The following is a 17,491-nucleotide window of genomic DNA, read 5'->3' on the forward strand; positions in this document are numbered from 1 at the left end:
GGCCCGCGCGCCGTGGGAACAGGGGACAGAGCGTCAGGCTGACTTCACCGCGCCAAGGAAGCCCTCGACCGCGGTACGGAGACGATCGGCGTCGGCCGACATCTTCTTCACGGAGTCGGAAAGAACCGTGCCGGCGTTGCCGGTCTCCTGGTTGAGCTTGGCGACGCCGCCGATGGTATCGGTGACCTCGCGGGTGCCTTGCGCCGCCTGCTGGAAATTGCGCGAGATCTCGGTGGTCGCGGCGCGCTGCTCCTCCACGGCCGCCGCAATCGCGGTCATCTTCTCGTCGATGCCGCTGATGGCGCCGCCGATGGAACGGATCGCGGCAACGGCCTGCCCCGTCGCCCCCTGGATCTCCTCGACCTGCCGCGAAATCTCTTCCGTAGCGTTCGCGGTCTGCGCCGCCAGGCTCTTGACCTCGCCCGCGACCACGGCGAAGCCGCGGCCCGCCTCTCCGGCGCGCGCGGCCTCGATGGTCGCGTTGAGCGCCAGCAGATTGGTCTGGCCGGCGATGGCGTGGATCATCTTCACGACCTCGCCGATGCGGCTCGCGGTCTGATCGAGGACTTCGACGGTCGCGTTGGTTTGCTCGACCTGCGCTACCGCTTCGCGCGCCTCGCGGGCGCTGGACTGCACCTGTGCGGAGATCTCGCCGACGGACGCGGAGAGCTCCTCGGTGGCAGCCGCGATGGTTTCGAGATTGTTGGTGGCCTGCTCGGCGGCAGAGGAGACAGCCGCGGTCTGACTGCTGGATTCCGCAACCAGCGAGCGCACGCCCGTGGCCGTCCCATCGAGCTCCCGGGCCGATGCCGCGACGCTGTGAATGACGGCCTGCACGGTGTCGTCGAAGCTGCGGCATGCGGCATCCACGGTACCGGAGCGTGCTAGCTGCAGCGCCTGCTGCGATTCGCGCTCCTGGCCCAGACGCTCCGCGGTCGCTGCGCTCTCGCGCAGGCTTTCGAGTGCGGCCGCCATGGTGCCGAACTCGTCGGGATATGCGGATTGCGGAACCGGCGTCGCATAGTCGCGCGCGCCGATCCGCGCGATCGCATCGAGGATGGCGCGCACCGGACGCATCAGGCGATTGCGGACCACATACACACCGGCCAGCGTCACGGCGAGCGCGACCAGGAATGCGAGCGACTGCAGGACGAGATTGGTGAGCGCCTTGGCCTGAACTGTCTCGGCACGCGCGATGGACTGGTCCAGCGCCTTGGTCGCGACGCCGACAATGAGCGGGAACGGCGACTGGCAGAGCGTATTCCACTCCGAGGCGGGCATCGCGGGCTTGCCGCTACCGTCGAAGTTCTTCGTGAGCTCGCCGATCTGCTTCAGCACGCCGTCGGTCTTGGCCTGAGCGTCTTTGGCCGCATTTACCAGTTCAGCGGCCACATCGGGCGCAGCCATCACCTCGGCCATGCCGGCCCAGCCTGAGGCAATGGTTCCGTCCCATTGCGCCAGCTGGCGCTTCTGAGTGTCGTCCAGCGGCTTGCTGCCGTTCACGTTCGAGCGAAGCATCGAGCAGTGCACGCCATAGCGGTCACGCACCTGCCAGGCGAGGCGGCGGACCTGGATCATGCGGGCGATGAAGGGATCGTTCATCCAGGCGCGGTTCGACACCGCGGTGGAGGCGAGGTTGGCCGTGTCGATCACCTTGGTGACGGCATCGTACCAGGGGTTGGTCCGCTCGATCTTTCGCTCGGCGCGCGGGCGCTTGGCTTCGTCGTAGAATAATTGGAACTGCGGCGCGGCGTCGTTCCAACGCTGCTTCAACGTGCCGGCGAGCTCGTCGCGGCGGGCGAATTCGATGGTTGAGAGCGCCGCGCCAATGGCGTCATAACCGGCCTGCTCGGCCTTCTCGGCGGCCTCAAGCTTCGCACGCGGCTCGTCTTCGCCGAGGATCGCGCTCTGGGCGTCGCCGCGATTGTTGCGCAAGGACAGCACGCCCTGGAAAATCGCCTTGTCGGCGGCAGCAAGCCGCTCGGTCTCGAGACTCTCGCTGTAGCGGCCGAAGGCCCCTACCATCTGGATCGCCGTCGCGGCCAGCGCACCGGCCGCCAGCAGGGCCATCAAGGTCAGGAGAAGCGAACTTACCGATTTCTTAAAAATTGCCATGGGGTCGAGGGGCCTACTCTGCAAGAGAGGCCACCTTGCACCGCGACATGCCAATGTTCCGTTAAGGTTTTAGTTGAATTGAGGCGGTTGCGCCTGCACGCTTTCGGGCGACGGCCAGCAGAACCTTACGCAACCTTGGTGAAATCCGGCGGGCGGCGCTCGGCGAACGCGGTGAACGCCTCGCGCGCCTCGGCGGTGCGCAGCCGCTGTGCGAACTGCTGGCCTTCCGCCTGCATCTGCGCGAGCAAAACTTCGCCATTGCGCATCAGCTTCTTGGTGGCGGTGAGCGCGCCGGCCGGCTGGCGGGCAAGCCGGTGGGCGAGCGCGAGGGCCTCGGCATCGAGCTTGTCGAGCGGGACCACCCGGTTGGCGAGGCCCCAGTCCAGCGCGGCCTTCGCCGGCACGGTCTCGCCGAGCGCAAACATTTCGTAGGCGCGGGCGTAGCCGATGCGCGCCGGCATCAGCAAGCTCGAGGCGGCCTCCGGCACCAGCGCCAGGCTGACAAAGGGCGTCGACAATTGCGCATTGTCGGCGAGCACCACGAGGTCGCAATGCAGCAGCATCGTGGTGCCGACGCCGACGGCGCGGCCCTGCACGGCCGCGACCAACGGTCGCGTACAGCGCGCCAGCGACTGGATGAAGCGTATGACGTTGCGGCTGCCCTCGGACTTGCCGGCCGCCACGGCCGCGAACTCGCCGACGTCGTTGCCGGCGGTGAACATGTCGCCTTCGCCGCGGATCAGGATCACGCGGGCCGAGGGATCGAACTCGGCGGATTCGATGGTGTCGGCGAGCTTGCCGTACATCGCATCCGTCAGCGCGTTCTTCTTGTCGGGGCGCGCCAGCGTGAGCGTGAGAATTCCGCCGTTGTTCTCGATCCGGACCAGGTCAGTCATTTGTTGGCTCCTCATTCCTTTGAATCTCGCGAAGGGTCTCTTGGAAATTTGTCCTGAATGCTCGTCAGCCAGCGCGCGACGATGTCGATCTCCGCGCTGGAAAATCCTTCCGTCAATGCCGCATTGATCCCGGCCGCATCGGTCTTCGCCTGCGCCAGCGCGGTTCGCCCCTTCGGCGTCAGCCACACCCGCCAGGCGCGGCCGTCCTCGCGATCGGCCCGCCGCTCGACCAGCCTTGCCGCAACACTGCGATCGACGAGACCGGAAATCCCGGCCGGCCCCATGTCCAGCGCCGCGCCCGCCTCGCCCATCAGCACGCCGTCCTGCCTGCCGAGAATGAACAGCAGCCCCGCCTGCGCCGGCGTCACCTCGCTCGAAGGCTGCGCCGCCATCCAGCGCTGCAACCGGCGTTGCGCGACATTCAGCAGATAGATCAGCCGGTGATGCCTCGCTGCGGCTTCTTTACTTCGCATGCGAAGTATTTAGCCGGAGCGGGAGAGGTTGTCAAACGGGCACGTTCTCGGTGCGGCGTAACAAGGCGCGGATGGCCGGGACGAGCCCGGCCATGACGCTATGGTGACAGTCGATGTCTCAGGGCGCGCAAGTAAAGCTCGACGCCTCCGCCACCGGTCCCGACTTGTAATGCGGCCAGGACGGCCAGCGGCACAGCGGCATCGCGCGCAACACCGCGAATGATGGCGCCTCGACCTTCTGCTCGCTGACTTCGAGGTCGCCGGGCGCCTTGCCTTTCTCGACCCAGTCCACCAGCGCGCTCAGCATGTCGACATTGGCCGGCGCGCCGGAGCCGACATGGTCGACGCCGGGCGCGGTGTAGAGCCGTGCGAATTCGGCGGTCTCGGCCTTGCCGAGCCTGCGCTCGACGCTCTCAAAATAGCGGATGCCGGCACAGGGGCTCTGCGCATAATCGGCCATGTGCTCGAGCATGATGAGACGGCCGCCGCGGGCGCGGAAGCGGCTGAGATCCGGATCGGTCGAGTCCATCAGGGTGGAGACTTCGAGCAGCCGCGCCTTGTGATCCTCGGGCTTGTAGGTGGTGACGTCGAGCTTGGGATCGCGCGCGAACACATATTGAATGCCGCCGGCGCCATAGATCCAGGCGATGCCGTTATTGGGCGCAGGCGGCTGCGCGGGCGGCGCCGTGCCGAGCCACCACGCGACCCAACCGCCGGTCGGGCCGACCGCCGGCGTATCTTCGCCTGACACGCCCCAGCCCGGATAATCGTCGAGACCATTGGCGAGCGCGAACGGGAATTTATAGGTCGCATGCAGCATATTCACAGCCTTGATCTGTGGGTCGGTGAGACACTGATCGCCTGTCTTGCCGGACTCGCAGCGCAGGGTCTCGACCTTGAACGCCGCCTTGCAGGCCACGGGATCCTGCACCAGCGCATCGTCGGAGCCGTCGGCCTTGTCGCAAGCGGCCCGCACGGCATCGCCGACGAGCTTGACCTGTGCCGGATTGATCCAGCCCTCGCCCATGGTCGCAAGCCCCGAGCGGGTGCCGGCATGTTGCAGGCCAACCCAGTTGATCACAGGCACGCGCGCAAAGATGCCATCGAAATCGTCAGGATAGCGCTGCGCCATGGTGAGGCCTTCGCGGCCGCCTTCGGACGAGCCCATGAAGTACAGCTTCTCCGGCTTCTTGCCGTAGGCGCGTTCCATCAGCACGACGGCGGCATCGCGCACCTTCTTGTAGGCGCGATGGGCAAAGTTCTCGAACGCTTCGTCGTTCAGCGCGAACACCTGCGGCGGCTCGCCTTGCTTGGTCTCGTGGCCGGAATCGGTGCCGTAGGTGACGAAACCGCGCGCCAGCGGCGACGGCTTGTCGAAGGGATAGGCCGGCGGCAGCCCGAGGCCCGTGATCAGCACGCCGTTGAAGCCGCCGCCGCCATATTGCAGCGAACGGCCGTTCCACTCGACCGGGAGATTGACCTGGAACTTGATCGGCGGCGCCTTTGGATCGGTAGGGTCGATATGGCCGAGCAGCTTGCAGAACGCGGGATTGGCGGGTGTGACGCGCCCTGACGGCGTCGGTCCACGCTCGGCAATTGCGAGAGGCGATGGTGCCAGCAACGTCGCGGCGTCGATCTTCACGGCATCCGCGCCGCCGACCAGACCCTTGCAGACCGTATCCGCATCCTCGGCCAGCGTCACCGCGAACGCGCTGTTCGCGCCCATTGCGGCTGCCGTGCCCACGAGCCATGCGCACAGCTTCGCTCTTGTCAGCGTCATCGTTTCCACCCGGTTGTTGTGTTTTCGTTCAGTCCGTCAGGAGGCCGCATTCAATGCGACCTTCCGCCGGCCGTCAACAAAGCTAGTGCTCGAACACGAGCCGCGCACCGATGGTGCCATCGAGGGCGCGGATCTGCTGGAGCAGCGTCGCCGAATCCTGCCCCGCCAGGTCGGCGTCGAGCACGACGTAGCCGAGGTCGCCGGAGGTCTCCAGATATTGCGCGACGATGTTGATGTCGCGCTGGAGGAAGACCTCGTTCAGCCGCCGCAGCATGCCCGGCACGTTGCGATGGACATGGCTGAAGCGCACGCCCGCGGGACGCAGATGCAGTTGCACTTCCGGGAAATTCACCGCCCCCATGGTCGAGCCAGTGATGAAATAGTCGACCAGCTTGCGCGCCACCTCGCCGCCGATGCGCTCCTGCGCCTCCTCGGTCGAGCCGCCGATATGCGGGGTGAGAATGACGTTGCCGAGGCCCTGCAACGGACTCTTGAAGCGATCGGAATTCGAGGACGGCTCGACCGGAAACACGTCGACGGCGGCGCCTGCGAGATGGCCGTCGCGCAAGACGCCCGCGAGCGCGTCGAGATCGACCACGGTACCGCGGCTGTTGTTGATCAGGAAAGAGCCCGGCTTCATCGCCCGCAGCTCTTTTTCACCGATCATGCCTGCGGTCTCCGGCGTCTCCGGCACGTGCAGGCTGACGACGTCGCTCTGCGCCAGCAGCTCCTCCAGCTTTTCGACCGGCTCGGTGTTGCCGTGGCGGAGCTTGTCGGTGCGGTCGAAATAGATGACGCGCATGCCGATGGCCTCGGCGAGCGTCGAGAGCTGCGAGCCGATATTGCCGTAGCCGATGATGCCGAGGGTGCGGCCGCGGACCTCGCGGCTGCCGGTCGCCGACTTGTCCCAGCCGCCGTCATGGGCCGACACCGAGCGCGGGAAGATGCGCCGCAGCAACATCACGATCTCGCCGATCACGAGCTCGGCGACGCTGCGCGTGTTGGAGAACGGCGCGTTGAACACGGGAATGCCGCGCTTGCGCGCCGCCAGCAGATCGACCTGGTTGGTGCCGACGCTGAAGCAACCGACCGCGAGAAGCTGGTCGGCCGCGGCGAGCACGTCATCGGTGATCTGGGTGCGCGAGCGGATGCCGAGCAGCGACACGCCCTTGAGCGCCCGCCGCAGATCCTCGCCGTCCAGCGCCTTGGTCAGCCGCTCGACATTGGTGAAACCCGCGCTCCGGAACAGGTCCACGGCGCTGTCGTTGACGCCTTCGAGCAGCAGCGCCTTCGCGCTCCGCTCCGGGTTTTGGCCTGGGGCTGACATGGAATCTCCGTAGGTAGCGGCTTTGCCCGCAGCTCATAGACCGCGGACGAGACGCAGCACAATAGGGTTGGGATATGGGGAGAAAATGGCGCGGGGTAGATGTGTTTGGCATCCCACCAGCCCCGTCATCCTGAGGCGCGAGCGATGGGGCGCGGAGCGCCCCATCGGGAGCCTCGAAGGATGAACGGCCCGGATGCAGCCGGGCCGTCGCCCTTCGAGGGCCGCTGAAGAAGCGGCCACCTCAGGGTGACGGTGATGGAGTATTGGCGCGGAGCACGCGGACCGCTCGCGTCAAATCACGTAAAACCCATGCGTGCCGTCGAGCCGGAGCTGCTCGACCAGGCCGTATTCCCAGTCGAGATAGGCCTGCATGGCACGCTCGGCCACGTCGGTGCCTTCATAGGGGCGGCGGTAACGGTGCGCCGGGTCGGGCTTCGGCAGCACGCGCGGCGGGCCGATCTCGAGCGCGCCGTCATAGCCGCCTTCGAGCACATAGACCTCCCAGCCCATCTGCGCGAGCCAGGACGCCGTCATGTCGGCGCGGACGCCCTTGTCGTCGGTCAGGACGATGCGCGCGCCGCGCACGGGCGCGGCCATATCGGTTTCCTGGACGAGCTGGCCGCCCGGATAATGGCTGAAGCCGGGGAGATGGCCGGCCGCATATTCTTCCGCATCGCGCACGTCGAAGCGATACAACGTACGGCCCGCCTGCGCGGCAAGCGCCGCCATCTCGCACGCACCGATATGGCGGACGCCGGCGCGATAGGCGACGTCGCGGGCATTGGCCGGGCCACCCTCGAACGATCCGATCGCGCCGCGCCGGTCAGCACCGTGGTTGAGACCATGCCGCGCCAGCGTCCAGCCGATGGTCCCGTTGCGCAGCGCCCGCACCTTGTTGGGCACGCCGGCATTGATCAGCGACTGGGTGCCGATGATCGAGCGGGTGCGGCCGGCACAATTGACGATGATGGTGGTTTCAGGGTCTGGCGCGGCCTGCCCCGCCCGCAACACCAGTTCCGCGCCGGGCACGCTGACCGAGCCCGGAATGTTCATGGTCGCATATTCGTCGAAGCGGCGGACGTCGAGGATGGCGATGTTGGCCTTGTCCGCGATCAGCTTTGCCACCTCGTCGGCGCTGAACGAGGGCGTATGCCTGCGCGATTCGACCAGTTCGCCGTACGCCTTGGAATAGGAATTGACGTCCTCGAACACCTGATAGCCCGCATCGCGCCAGGCCTTCAGTCCGCCATCGAGCGCACTGATGTTGGTGTAGCCGAGCGTGGCGAGGCGTTCAGCCCCCGTGGCAACGAGGCCCTCGCCGTCATCATAGAGTACGATCGCCACGTCCTTGCGCGGCAGCCGAACCTCGGCTTCGATGGCGATCCGGTCCGCGGCCATGTTGGCGGCAAACAGCGGATGGCCGGTGGCAAAGCCCGCCTCATGCCTGAGATCGAGCAGCGCGATCTCCTCGCGCAAGAGCAATGCCCGGCGGATGTCGGCGGGGGTGACGGTCGGAAGCTTCATGGCGCGAACCTTGACGAGAACAAGCCATGGCTTTTGAACGATTAGACGTGCGTTGGCTAGCCTCTGTTGCCGTCACTCGCCCGGGACGAGCCGCCCGAGCCGCAGCTGGGACGGGCGCCGCAGCTTGCGGCGCGACAGATAGAGCAGAAGTCCGGTGACCGAGAACAGCGGCATCAAGGCCGCGGCGATCATGAACACGAGCTTGCCGGGCCAGCCCAGGATTGCGCCGCGATGGATGTCGAGCACGTTGGCGATCATCTTCTCGCCGAAGGTCTTGTCGGCATAGCGCTCCGCCGAGACCAACTGACCGGTGATCGCGTCGATGCGGAATTCGTCGCGCGTGGTGTCGAGCGTGGAGTCCTTCCCCCATGACCGGATCCGGATCACCGTGCCCGGGCCCGCGGGCAGCGTCAGCAGGGCCCTGGAGAAGTGCCCGCCCTCCTCTTGCCGGAACGTGGCCCACGCGCGATCGAATCCCACAGGCTGGGCCGGCTCGGGACGACCGGGTGCGCGCGGCTGTTTCGGCTGCATCTTCGCGGCGGCGACATGTGGGCGCGACAGCAGCCAGACGACACCGTCCTTGTACCAGTCGAACGAGTACCACAGCCCCGTGAGCGTCATCACGAGATAGATCGGGAGGACCCAGGTGCCGATCACCGCGTGCAGCGACCGGTGCAGACTACGGCCGCTGAGCCCGAGATTGGGTTTCAGCCACATCTTCACATTGCCAGCGCGGCGCGGCCAGCGCAGCACGAGGCCCGAAATAAGCATGACGATCAGGCCAAGCGCCGCGATGCCAGTGATCTGGCGCCCCCAGCCCTTGGCATCGCCGGGAATGAGCAGCCAGCGATGCAGCCGGCGGACGGTCGCGAAGAATTCCTCGCCGCGCGGTGAGCCCAGCACGCGGGCATCGTAGGGATCGACATAGAGCGAGGTCCGCCGCGCGCCCTGCTCGTCGCGACCGAAGCGGACACGCACGGCCGCGGACGGATCGCTCGACAGCGTGACCGCGGCGACCTTCCCGGCATCCTGCGTCGCCTCCAGCCGCGCGAGCAGTTCGTCCGGCATCAGCGCCGGTGCCTGACGCGGCGCGACCTGCATGATGCCGGCGTTCAGATGTTCGACGATCTCGTCCTCGAAGCTCATGACCGAACCGGTCAGCGCGATCAGGGCGAGCAGCAGCGCGAGGACGAGGCCCGCGATGGAGTGGGCCTGGAACAGAGACGCCCTGATCTTGTTCCCCGGCCTACTCATCGAAACCCACCTTCCCGATGAGCGCGATGGCGGCTTGCTGTTGTCCGGAGATCTCGTCGATCGGCAGCGTATCGGCGGCGAACGAGCCGATGGCAGCGACGATCGGCGCGGGCTCCGTCTCGGCAAGCACAGGATATTCCAGCTCGGCGGCGGCAAAGATCCGCTGCGCCGCTGGTGTCACCAGGAATTCGAGCAGCCTTCGCGCGGCCTCCGGATGTGGCGCGCGTTTCGCAATGGCAGCGCTGGTCAGGTTCACATGTGTGCCACCGCCCTTGAACGTCGTCGGCACCGCCTTGACCTCCATCGCCCAGACGCGCCAATCCGCACCTTCCCGTCCGTCACGCAATTGCGCCAATGCGACGGTGTTGGCGATGCCGATCTCGCAAGTGCCTTGCGCGATCTCGCGGATCACGTCGTTGTCCTTGCCGGCAGGCTTGTGGACGAGATTGGCCTTCAGGCCCGCCAGCCAGGCCTCCGTCGCGGCTTCGCCGTGATGGGCGAGATAGGCCGCGACCAGCGCCACATTGTTCTGATGCAACGCCGAGCGCATGCAGAGCTTGCCGCGCCATTGCGGACCCGCGAGGTCTTCATAGTCGATCGCCGCGAGCGCGCTGTTCTTGCGCGCCAGCACGATGCGGGGACGGATGGCGAGCGTGATCCATCGTGCCCCGGCGCCGCGCAGATGTGCCGGCACAGCCTGTTCAAGGCGCGGCGAAGCAATGGCTTGCGTCAGACCGCGGGTGGAGAGCTGGATGGTCTTGTCCAGCCCGATCGTCAGCAGCACGTCGGCGGGCGATGTCTCGCCTTCCGACACGAGGCGCTTGACGAGACTGTCCTCGACGAAGACGACGTTGACCTTGACGCCGCTGGCTTTCGTGAACGCCGCAACGACGGGTGCGACCAGAGCAGCCTCTCGGGTCGCATAGAGCGTGATTTCCCCGGCGCGGCTCGCACCCGTGGCGGCAAGGCAAACAAACGCCAGCGCGACCAGGACCGCGACGGCTTTGTGCCGCATCGCCATCGCTAGAACTTCACCGTTGCCGACAGCGACACGCGGCGTGCATCACCGATCGCGACGTTCAGATTGTTGACGGCGGAGGGATAGTAGACCGTGTCGAACAGGTTCTTGACGTTGAACTGGTAGACCACCGGCGTGTTCTGGTGTTTCGTCTCATAGGTCGCGAAGATATCGGCGACCACATAGGACGGCAGGAAGAAGCCATTGGTGGAATCGCCGGGGCGATCGCCGACGTAGCGCGCGCCACCGCCGAGGCGGAGCTGGCCCGGCAAGGCTGTGCCGAAGTCATAGACCAGATAGAGCGAAGCCGTGTTCATCGCAACGTTCTGCAGCTTCCTGCCAAGCAGCGTCGAATCTTCGGACGCCGTCACCCGCGCATCGGTGTAGCCATAGCTGCCGATCAAGGCCCAGCTGTCGGTGAGCCTGCCGGTGACATCCAATTCGACGCCGCGCGAATGGGCACGGCCGACGGTGTGGATCTCCACTACGTTCGCGCTGTTCGTCTTCGTCGTCTGCACGTTCTTCTTGTCGAGATCGTAGAGTGCCAGCGTACCCGAGATGCGCTTGTTCAGATCGAACTTCACGCCGGTCTCGTATGACACGCCCTCTTCCGGCGCGACGTTGGAATCGACCACGGCGCCGATCGGCGCAATGGTCGAATTCGGCTTCAGCGACTCGGTGTAACTCGCATAGAGCGAGATCTGGTCGGTGAGCTTGAAAATGGCGCCGCCGAGCGGAAGCACCTTGTCCGCGGAGACATTTGTGTTGGTGACGAAGGGCTTTCCGCGTCCGGCGATCTGGTCGTAGTCCATGTAGCGGACGCCGCCGACCAGCGCGAAGCGTTCGGTCAGATGCAGCGTGTCCTGGAAGAACATCGACCATTGGCCGAGCTTGTCGGTCTGGGCGCTGTCCGGATTCGATACCGTCGTGCCCGGGCTGACCAGCCCGTAAACGGGATTGTAGACGTTGATGGCAGGCGTCGCCTGCCGGATCAGATTGTCGCGGTAGATGGTGCGGTACTGGCCGTCGCCGCCGAACACCACCTCGTTGCGCATGTTGCCGAGCCAGAAGCCACCGGACATGTAGGACGTTCCGTAGCTGACATTGCTGAGCGAGCCCTGCGTGCCGTCGTTGCTGCGGGTCTCTGCGCCCGTCGTGAAGTTGAGGGTGGAGATGCGAAGCTGGTTGGCGCTGAAAGTCTCGGTGTTGTAGCTGTATCCGGCGTAGAGCTTCCAGTCCTGGTTGAAGCGGTGCTCGACCGACGCCTGGATCAGGTCGGACGTCCCCACACATTGTTGAAGGGTTCGTCGAGCCGACGCGTCGCAGGAACCGCGAGCGGCGTTTTCGTCACCGGATTGAACGCGGTCCCGCGGTCGAACGGATAGATGAACTCGCGGTGCTCGTAGTTGAGCTGAACGGTGGTGTCCTGGCCGTACCAGGCCAGTGACGGCGCAACCAGCATCTCGCGGTGGCGGCCGAAATTCCGCCAGTAATCCTCACTGACGCCGTAGCCGATGAAGCGATAGGCAAGACCCTGGTCCCCGATCGGGCCGGTGATGTCGAGCAGGCCGTCGGCACCCGTCTTGGAGGCGCTGAACGCCGAGCCGAGCAGCGTGACCGAACCGTGCTGGTAGAGTTCCGGACGCTTGCTGATGGTGTTGACGATGCCGCCGGGGTCCATGATGCCGTAGAGCAGCGAGGCCGGCCCCTTCAACACCTCGACGCTCTCGACCGCGGCATTGAAGCTGCGCCCCTGCACGAGCGGCATGCCGTTGCGCATGATCGAGCCGTCGCGATTGTCGCCGAAGCCGCGGCGGATCACCGCGTCCTGGCTGCCGGCGAGCGTGTTGGTCTGGGTGATGCCGGAGACGTTGATCAGCGCGTCGTCGATGTTGCGCGGCAGCTGGTCCTTGAGAACCTGCTCGGGCACGACGTTGACGGCCTGCGATGTGTTGAGCGGCGAGGCGCCATTGCGCAGCGTGGTCGCACTCGGCATCGCGCGATAGCCGAGCTTGGCGGCCTGTTGCGCGGCGGCTTCCACGGCTGCGCGCTCCGACAGTGTCGGCGCGGCAGGAGCAGCGGCGTTCCGGTTGCGCTGGCGTGCGGCCGCTTGCGTGCGGCGTTGCGACGATTCCGACGCCCGCGCAGGCTTCGGCCGTTGCACCGGAGCGTCCACCGTCACCGGAGGCAATGCGGACTGCGCCTGCGCGATCGTCGTATTGGAGGGGAGTTCAGCGAGCAGCACGGCTGCTCCGATGAGAAGACCTGCACGGCTTCTGCCGGCACGATGACCACTGATCGGGTCATCCGCATTCACACGCACTTTCGCCCCACTTCAATTCTGCAACAACTATGAAGCTTGCGCGTCTAGCAATCGCAGCGAATGAAGAGAACCGTAGGCGACGTTGAATCGCTCTAGTGTTGAATCGTTCTAAACGAAGATCGACGCCAATCGGCAATCACGAATTGCCGCGATGCCGCGCGCGACACGTTACGCGCGAATTCGCGGCATCGTGTCGCGGCGTCGTGCGATCTCAAGCGATGGCGGGCGTGATCAGCTCGTCGAGCTTTCGCTTGAGCGCGGCACCGTCAGACAGGGCGCGGAGCGGCGGCCGCACCCGGAGCCAGCTTGCATCGCTGGTCTGCGCGGCGAGAATGGCCTTCAGCGTCGGGAGGAAGGATGGCGACTTCACCACGATGTCGACCGCCGCCTGCATGCGCGCTTCGACATCCTTGCCGTCGATCATCGCCTTGACCAGCTCCGGGGCGATGTTGGCCATGCCGCAGATGGTGCCGGCACCACCGCCGGCAATCGCGCGGGCGATGTCGGTTTCGTTGCCCACGGTGATGGCGAGCTCGGGGCTGGCGGCACGGAACGCCTGGAACTGCTTGAAGTCGCCGCTGGAGTCTTTCAGGCCCGCAACCACCTTGCCGTAACGCTTGCGCAAATTCGCAGCAACGCTGGTCGGGATCGCGACGCCGGAGACCTGGGGGATGTGGTAGAGATAGGCGCGCAAGCGATCGTCGGCGACGCCATCGAAGATCGCGGCGAAGGCATCCTCGATGCCTTCGGGCGTCACGCTGCGATCGAAGTAGGGCGGCAGGTACAGCACATGGCGCAGGCCGAGGCCGAGCACCGCGCGCGTCAGCGCGATGCTGTCGCTGATGGCGGGAAACCCGCCGCCGATGCCGATGCGCTCGGCCGCGACGCCGGCCTTGAGCATCGCTTCGATGGTCGCGACGCGTTCGCCGACATTGAACGAGGTGCCTTCGCCGGTGGTGCCGAACAGGACGACGCCGTCGACGCCCTTGCTGAAGAGCTGCCGGGCATGGGCGGCGAGCTTGGCGGAATCCGCGCTGCCATCCGTTGCCAGCGGTGTCGCCGACGCCACCCAGAACCCGCGAATTGCCTCCGTCATCGTACCGCCCCTTGCTGCGACCCCGGACCGAGCCCCCGATCTGCAATGATCTTGGGAAACCCGTCCGCGCCTTGTTTTTACTTTACTTTTTATCTTGTACCTTACATACAAGAGAGACGCAAACCCTTTCCATCGCTACACCGCGCATCAGGCGCAGCCAGTTTCCAAGGAGGTCTTGCATGAACATGGCGACCCCATTGAGCGCCCCGACCAGATGCTCGGCGCATTGCGCGACAAACTCGGCGCGGCCGCGGTGCTGATCGGCACCGACGTGCCCGCGCGCAATTGCAACGACTGGAGCGCGAGCCTGCCGCAGGCACCGCTCGCAGTGATCCGCCCCATCGACGCGCAGGGCGTCGCGGACGCGATTCTGACCTGCCGGCGGGCGCACCTGCCGTTCGTGCCGCAGGGCGGATTGACCGGGCTTTGTCGCGGTGCCTCGCCCGAGCCGGGCTGGGTCGCGATCTCACTGGAGCGCATGACCGGCATCGAGGAGATCGACCGCGCCTCGATGACGATGACGGTGAAAGCGGGCACACCGCTGGAGACGATCCAGAAGGCCGCCGACGAGGCCGGCTTCTTCTTCCCGCTCGATCTCGGCTCGCGCGGCTCCTGCGCGATCGGCGGCAATCTCTCCACCAACGCCGGCGGCAACCGCGTGATCCGCTACGGCATGACGCGCGAACTTGTGCTCGGCCTGGAGGTGGCGCTGCCCGACGGCACCATCATCACCAATCTCAACAAACTGATGAAGAACAACGCGGGCTATGACCTCAAGCATCTCTTCATCGGTTCGGAAGGCACGCTCGGCATCATCACCCGCGTGGTGCTGAAATTGCTCCCGAAGCCGCGCTCGACCACGGCTGCGCTGTGCGCGCTGAAGGATTACGCCGCGGTGATCGAGCTGCTCAGTGCTGCGCGTAGCGGGCTCGGCCCGCTCTTGTCGGCCTTCGAGGTGATGTGGCCGGATTACTGGGACGTGATTACGACGCGCGCCGGGGTGAAGCCGCCGGTCGTCGCAGGCGACAGCCTCTATGTGCTGGTGGAAGCGCAAGGCACCGACGAAAGCCTGGATGCGCCGCGCTTCCAGAGCTGGCTCGAAGAGCTGATGGAGCGGGGGCTGCTGGTCGATGCCGCCGTGGCGCAATCGCTGGCGCACACGCAAGGCTTCTGGCGCGTCCGTGACATCTGCGCCGAGTTCGGCCAGGTGCTGGGGCCGCACATCTCCTACGACATCGGACTTGCAGTGGCGCGGATGGACGAGTTCGTCGGGCGCTGCAAGGCCGCGCTCGCCGAGGGCATCGCGGGCTGCGAGAGCGTCTATTACGGCCATATCGGCGACGGCAATCTGCATCTCGTCTCATGGGTCACGGGGCTCTCCGTCGAGCAGCAGCCGAAGGAGGCGATGGACGCGATCATCTACGGCCTCGTGCGCGAGATGGGCGGCAGCGTGTCCGCCGAGCACGGCATCGGCACGCTGAAGAAGAAGTGGCTGGGTCACGCCCGCAGCGACGCCGAGATCGCGCTGATGCGGACGCTGAAGGCGGCGCTCGATCCCGATCATCTGCTCAATCCCGGCAAGGTGTTCTGAGATCACATGCGATCGCTCAAGCTCGATACGCCGAAATCGCTGTCGCAGCGGGTGATGCAGCGGCTGCGACATGCCATCATCGACGGCGAGTTCGCGCTCGGCGCCGCCATCTCGGAGGAGATGGTGGCAAATTCCTTCGGCGTCAGCCGCACGCCGGTGCGCGAGGCGATGGGCCTGCTGCAGGCGCAGGGCCTCGTGGTGATCCGGCCGCAGGTCGGCAGCTTCGTGTTCACGCCGAGCGCGGAGGATATCGACGCGCTCTGCACCTTCCGCATCGCGCTCGAGCCCAAGGCCGCCGAGCTCGCCTTCCGCCATGACCGCAACGGCGCGATCGCAACGCTGAGCGAGGCGATCGCGGCGATGGAGCCCGCGGTGGAGGCCAGGGACAACATTGCCTATGGCCGCGCCGATGCCGCCTTTCACGAAGGCCTGTTCGCGCATTGCGGCAACCGCTATCTCGTCGAATCCTACCAGCTCGCATCCAGCCGCGTCGCGGCACTCCGCACCAATCTGACCTCGCCGATCGACGTGCGCACCCGCTCGTCGTTCGACGAGCACCGCAAGCTGCTCGACCTGTTCGCGCGGGGCGAGTTCGCGGCCTTCGAGGCACTGATGACGACGCACATCACCAATTCCGGCGTGGTCTACGCCAAGGCGCTGACGGTGGATTGAGTGCATCGAGCGGCCTCGGTCGATGCCGCGCCGGCTTCATCACTGCCGTCAGAAGCTTCCTTGCCCGTTTCCTTGCCCATGGAGCAGTCGCATATCCGATGTCGGCCGCGGCGAGAGCCCTGAAGACGGATCGCTGAGGTGCATATGCGGCACGCGCACCATTCCCGGAGGCGATGAAATGCTCGCCATCAGAACCGGCGCAACAGACGTGCGAGTGATCGAGACCGAGAACACCGCCAGCAGCGCGCAGAGCATGCAGAGCCGCATCCGCACCGTCCTGCGATCGGAGATCGGCAGGAACAGCAAAAACAACATCGCCAGGATCAGCAGCGCATCGACCAGAAACATGGATCTCTCCCTTTGAAACTGGAGAGAAGATGACGCGGCAGCGCCCGCTGGTATGTGGACGGCATCACACACCTGACGGCGCTGACCGCGCGCGGCGGGCGTGATACGGTTGGTCAAAACAGGCACCGCAAGGGAGGCGCGACATGCACAAGTTCTGGATCGAAGCGGCGTTGAACGGGCCGTGGAGCCGCGCGCTGCAACCCGGCATCCCCGACACGGTGGACGCGATCATCGCCGAGGGCATCGCCTGCGCGGAAGCCGGCGCGGCGATCATTCACACGCATGCCTATGACGGCGGCGGACCGCAAACCTTCGACTGGCAGGTCTATGCGCGCATCATCGAAGGCATCCGCGCCAGGGTCGACGTGCCCGTGTACCCGTCCATCCCCGGCCTCGATACGCGCGGCAATGTCGCCGACCCCACAGCGCGCTTCGCGCACATCGAAGCCCTGGCCGAACGCGGCCTGCTCGAATTCGCGGTGGTCGATCCCGGCAGCGTCAATTTCACGCTGACTGCGACTACGGCGCAGGCAAAGCCGGCCGAGACCTATCTCAATCCGGAGACCCATATCAGGCACGGGCTCGGCGTGGTCGCACGGCACGGCATCCACCCGGCCTTCGCGATCTACGAGCCCGGCTTCATCCGAGCCGGCGCGGCGCTGGCGCGCGCGAGCGGCGTCAGGACGCCGATCTACCGCTTCATGTTCTCGCAGCAATTCGCGTTCTGCTTTCCGCCAAAGCCTTACGGCCTTGCCGCGCTGGTGACGCTGATGGAGGAGGAAGCGGCCGGCGCGCCCTGGATGGTCTCCGGCCTCGGCGTCGACATCACGCCGCTGATCGGCGATGCGATCGCCCGCCGCAGCCATATCCGCGTCGGGCTGGAGGATGCGCTGCTGGGCGCGACTGCGACCAATCTCCGCCTCGTCGAGGACGCGGTGCGGATGGTCCGCGCGCAGGGCGGCGAGCCGGCCACGACGGCCGAGGTCCGGCGGGGGCTCGCGAACGGTTAAGGCATCCGCACGGAACCGCAAATCTTCACGTGGCCGTCGGTTGTATTCGCGGGCCTGGAGTCCT

General features: G+C 66.1%; 13 protein-coding genes and 1 pseudogene. 3 read left to right on the plus strand and 11 right to left on the minus strand.

Going from position 1 to position 17,491, the window contains the following annotated elements; genetic code table 11:
- Positions 1-33 precede the first annotated feature (33 nt).
- The 10 genes and pseudogenes from F8237_RS12255 to F8237_RS12300 all read right to left on the minus strand — a co-directional run bounded on the left by F8237_RS12255 (position 34) and on the right by F8237_RS12300 (position 13,806).
- A complete protein-coding gene (locus tag F8237_RS12255) occupies positions 34-2,115 on the minus strand; it encodes a methyl-accepting chemotaxis protein (protein ID WP_151644972.1) in 2,082 nt (693 codons plus the stop codon).
- 125 nt (positions 2,116-2,240) lie between these two features.
- Positions 2,241-3,011, minus strand: coding sequence for an enoyl-CoA hydratase (locus F8237_RS12260; RefSeq protein WP_151644974.1), 771 nt, complete (start codon positions 3,009-3,011; stop codon positions 2,241-2,243).
- Between the two features lie 11 nt (positions 3,012-3,022).
- Positions 3,023-3,484, minus strand: coding sequence for a MarR family winged helix-turn-helix transcriptional regulator (locus tag F8237_RS12265; RefSeq protein ID WP_151644976.1), 462 nt, complete (start codon positions 3,482-3,484; stop codon positions 3,023-3,025).
- A gap of 118 nt (positions 3,485-3,602) precedes the next feature.
- Positions 3,603-5,264 carry a tannase/feruloyl esterase family alpha/beta hydrolase gene (locus tag F8237_RS12270; protein ID WP_162006011.1) on the minus strand — a complete coding sequence of 554 codons (1,662 nt, stop codon included), beginning with the start codon at positions 5,262-5,264 and terminating at the stop codon, positions 3,603-3,605.
- Between the two features lie 82 nt (positions 5,265-5,346).
- Positions 5,347-6,591 carry a phosphoglycerate dehydrogenase gene (serA, locus tag F8237_RS12275; RefSeq protein WP_151644980.1) on the minus strand — a complete coding sequence of 415 codons (1,245 nt, stop codon included), beginning with the start codon at positions 6,589-6,591 and terminating at the stop codon, positions 5,347-5,349.
- A gap of 291 nt (positions 6,592-6,882) precedes the next feature.
- Positions 6,883-8,115 (minus strand): rhodanese-like domain-containing protein, encoded by a 1,233-nt coding sequence (locus F8237_RS12280; protein WP_151644982.1) that lies wholly within the window; start codon positions 8,113-8,115, stop codon positions 6,883-6,885.
- A 72-nt stretch (positions 8,116-8,187) separates the two neighbouring features.
- Positions 8,188-9,369, minus strand: a complete 1,182-nt coding sequence (locus F8237_RS12285; protein WP_151644984.1) for a PepSY-associated TM helix domain-containing protein — start codon at positions 9,367-9,369, stop codon at positions 8,188-8,190.
- Positions 9,362-10,384: an extracellular solute-binding protein gene (locus F8237_RS12290; protein WP_244626113.1), complete on the minus strand. Its 1,023-nt coding sequence runs from the start codon at positions 10,382-10,384 to the stop codon at positions 9,362-9,364. The genes F8237_RS12285 and F8237_RS12290 overlap by 8 nt, the downstream gene beginning before the upstream one ends.
- A gap of 8 nt (positions 10,385-10,392) precedes the next feature.
- Positions 10,393-12,632 (minus strand): annotated as a pseudogene (locus tag F8237_RS12295) (TonB-dependent siderophore receptor).
- A gap of 289 nt (positions 12,633-12,921) precedes the next feature.
- A complete protein-coding gene (locus F8237_RS12300; protein ID WP_151644988.1) occupies positions 12,922-13,806 on the minus strand; it encodes a dihydrodipicolinate synthase family protein in 885 nt (294 codons plus the stop codon).
- A 214-nt stretch (positions 13,807-14,020) separates the two neighbouring features.
- Here F8237_RS12300 and F8237_RS12305 point away from each other — a divergent pair, with 214 nt between their 5' ends.
- The gene (locus F8237_RS12305; protein ID WP_151650527.1) at positions 14,021-15,397 is read left to right on the plus strand and encodes an FAD-binding oxidoreductase; all 1,377 of its coding nucleotides are present in this window, start codon (positions 14,021-14,023) and stop codon (positions 15,395-15,397) included.
- 6 nt (positions 15,398-15,403) lie between these two features.
- Complete coding sequence (locus F8237_RS12310; protein ID WP_151644990.1) at positions 15,404-16,069, plus strand: GntR family transcriptional regulator; 666 nt, start codon at positions 15,404-15,406, stop codon at positions 16,067-16,069.
- Positions 16,070-16,117: 48 nt separating this feature from the next.
- Here the strand turns inward: F8237_RS12310 and F8237_RS12315 are convergent, their stop codons facing one another.
- A complete protein-coding gene (locus F8237_RS12315) occupies positions 16,118-16,417 on the minus strand; it encodes a hypothetical protein (RefSeq protein ID WP_151644992.1) in 300 nt (99 codons plus the stop codon).
- A gap of 143 nt (positions 16,418-16,560) precedes the next feature.
- Here F8237_RS12315 and F8237_RS12320 point away from each other — a divergent pair, with 143 nt between their 5' ends.
- Positions 16,561-17,427 (plus strand): beta-keto acid cleavage family enzyme, encoded by an 867-nt coding sequence (locus F8237_RS12320; RefSeq protein ID WP_151644994.1) that lies wholly within the window; start codon positions 16,561-16,563, stop codon positions 17,425-17,427.
- The last annotated feature ends 64 nt before the right edge of the window (positions 17,428-17,491 follow it).

The sequence above is a fragment of the Bradyrhizobium betae genome (genome assembly GCF_008932115.1).
In the GTDB taxonomy this organism is placed as follows: Bacteria; Pseudomonadota; Alphaproteobacteria; order Rhizobiales; family Xanthobacteraceae; genus Bradyrhizobium; species Bradyrhizobium betae.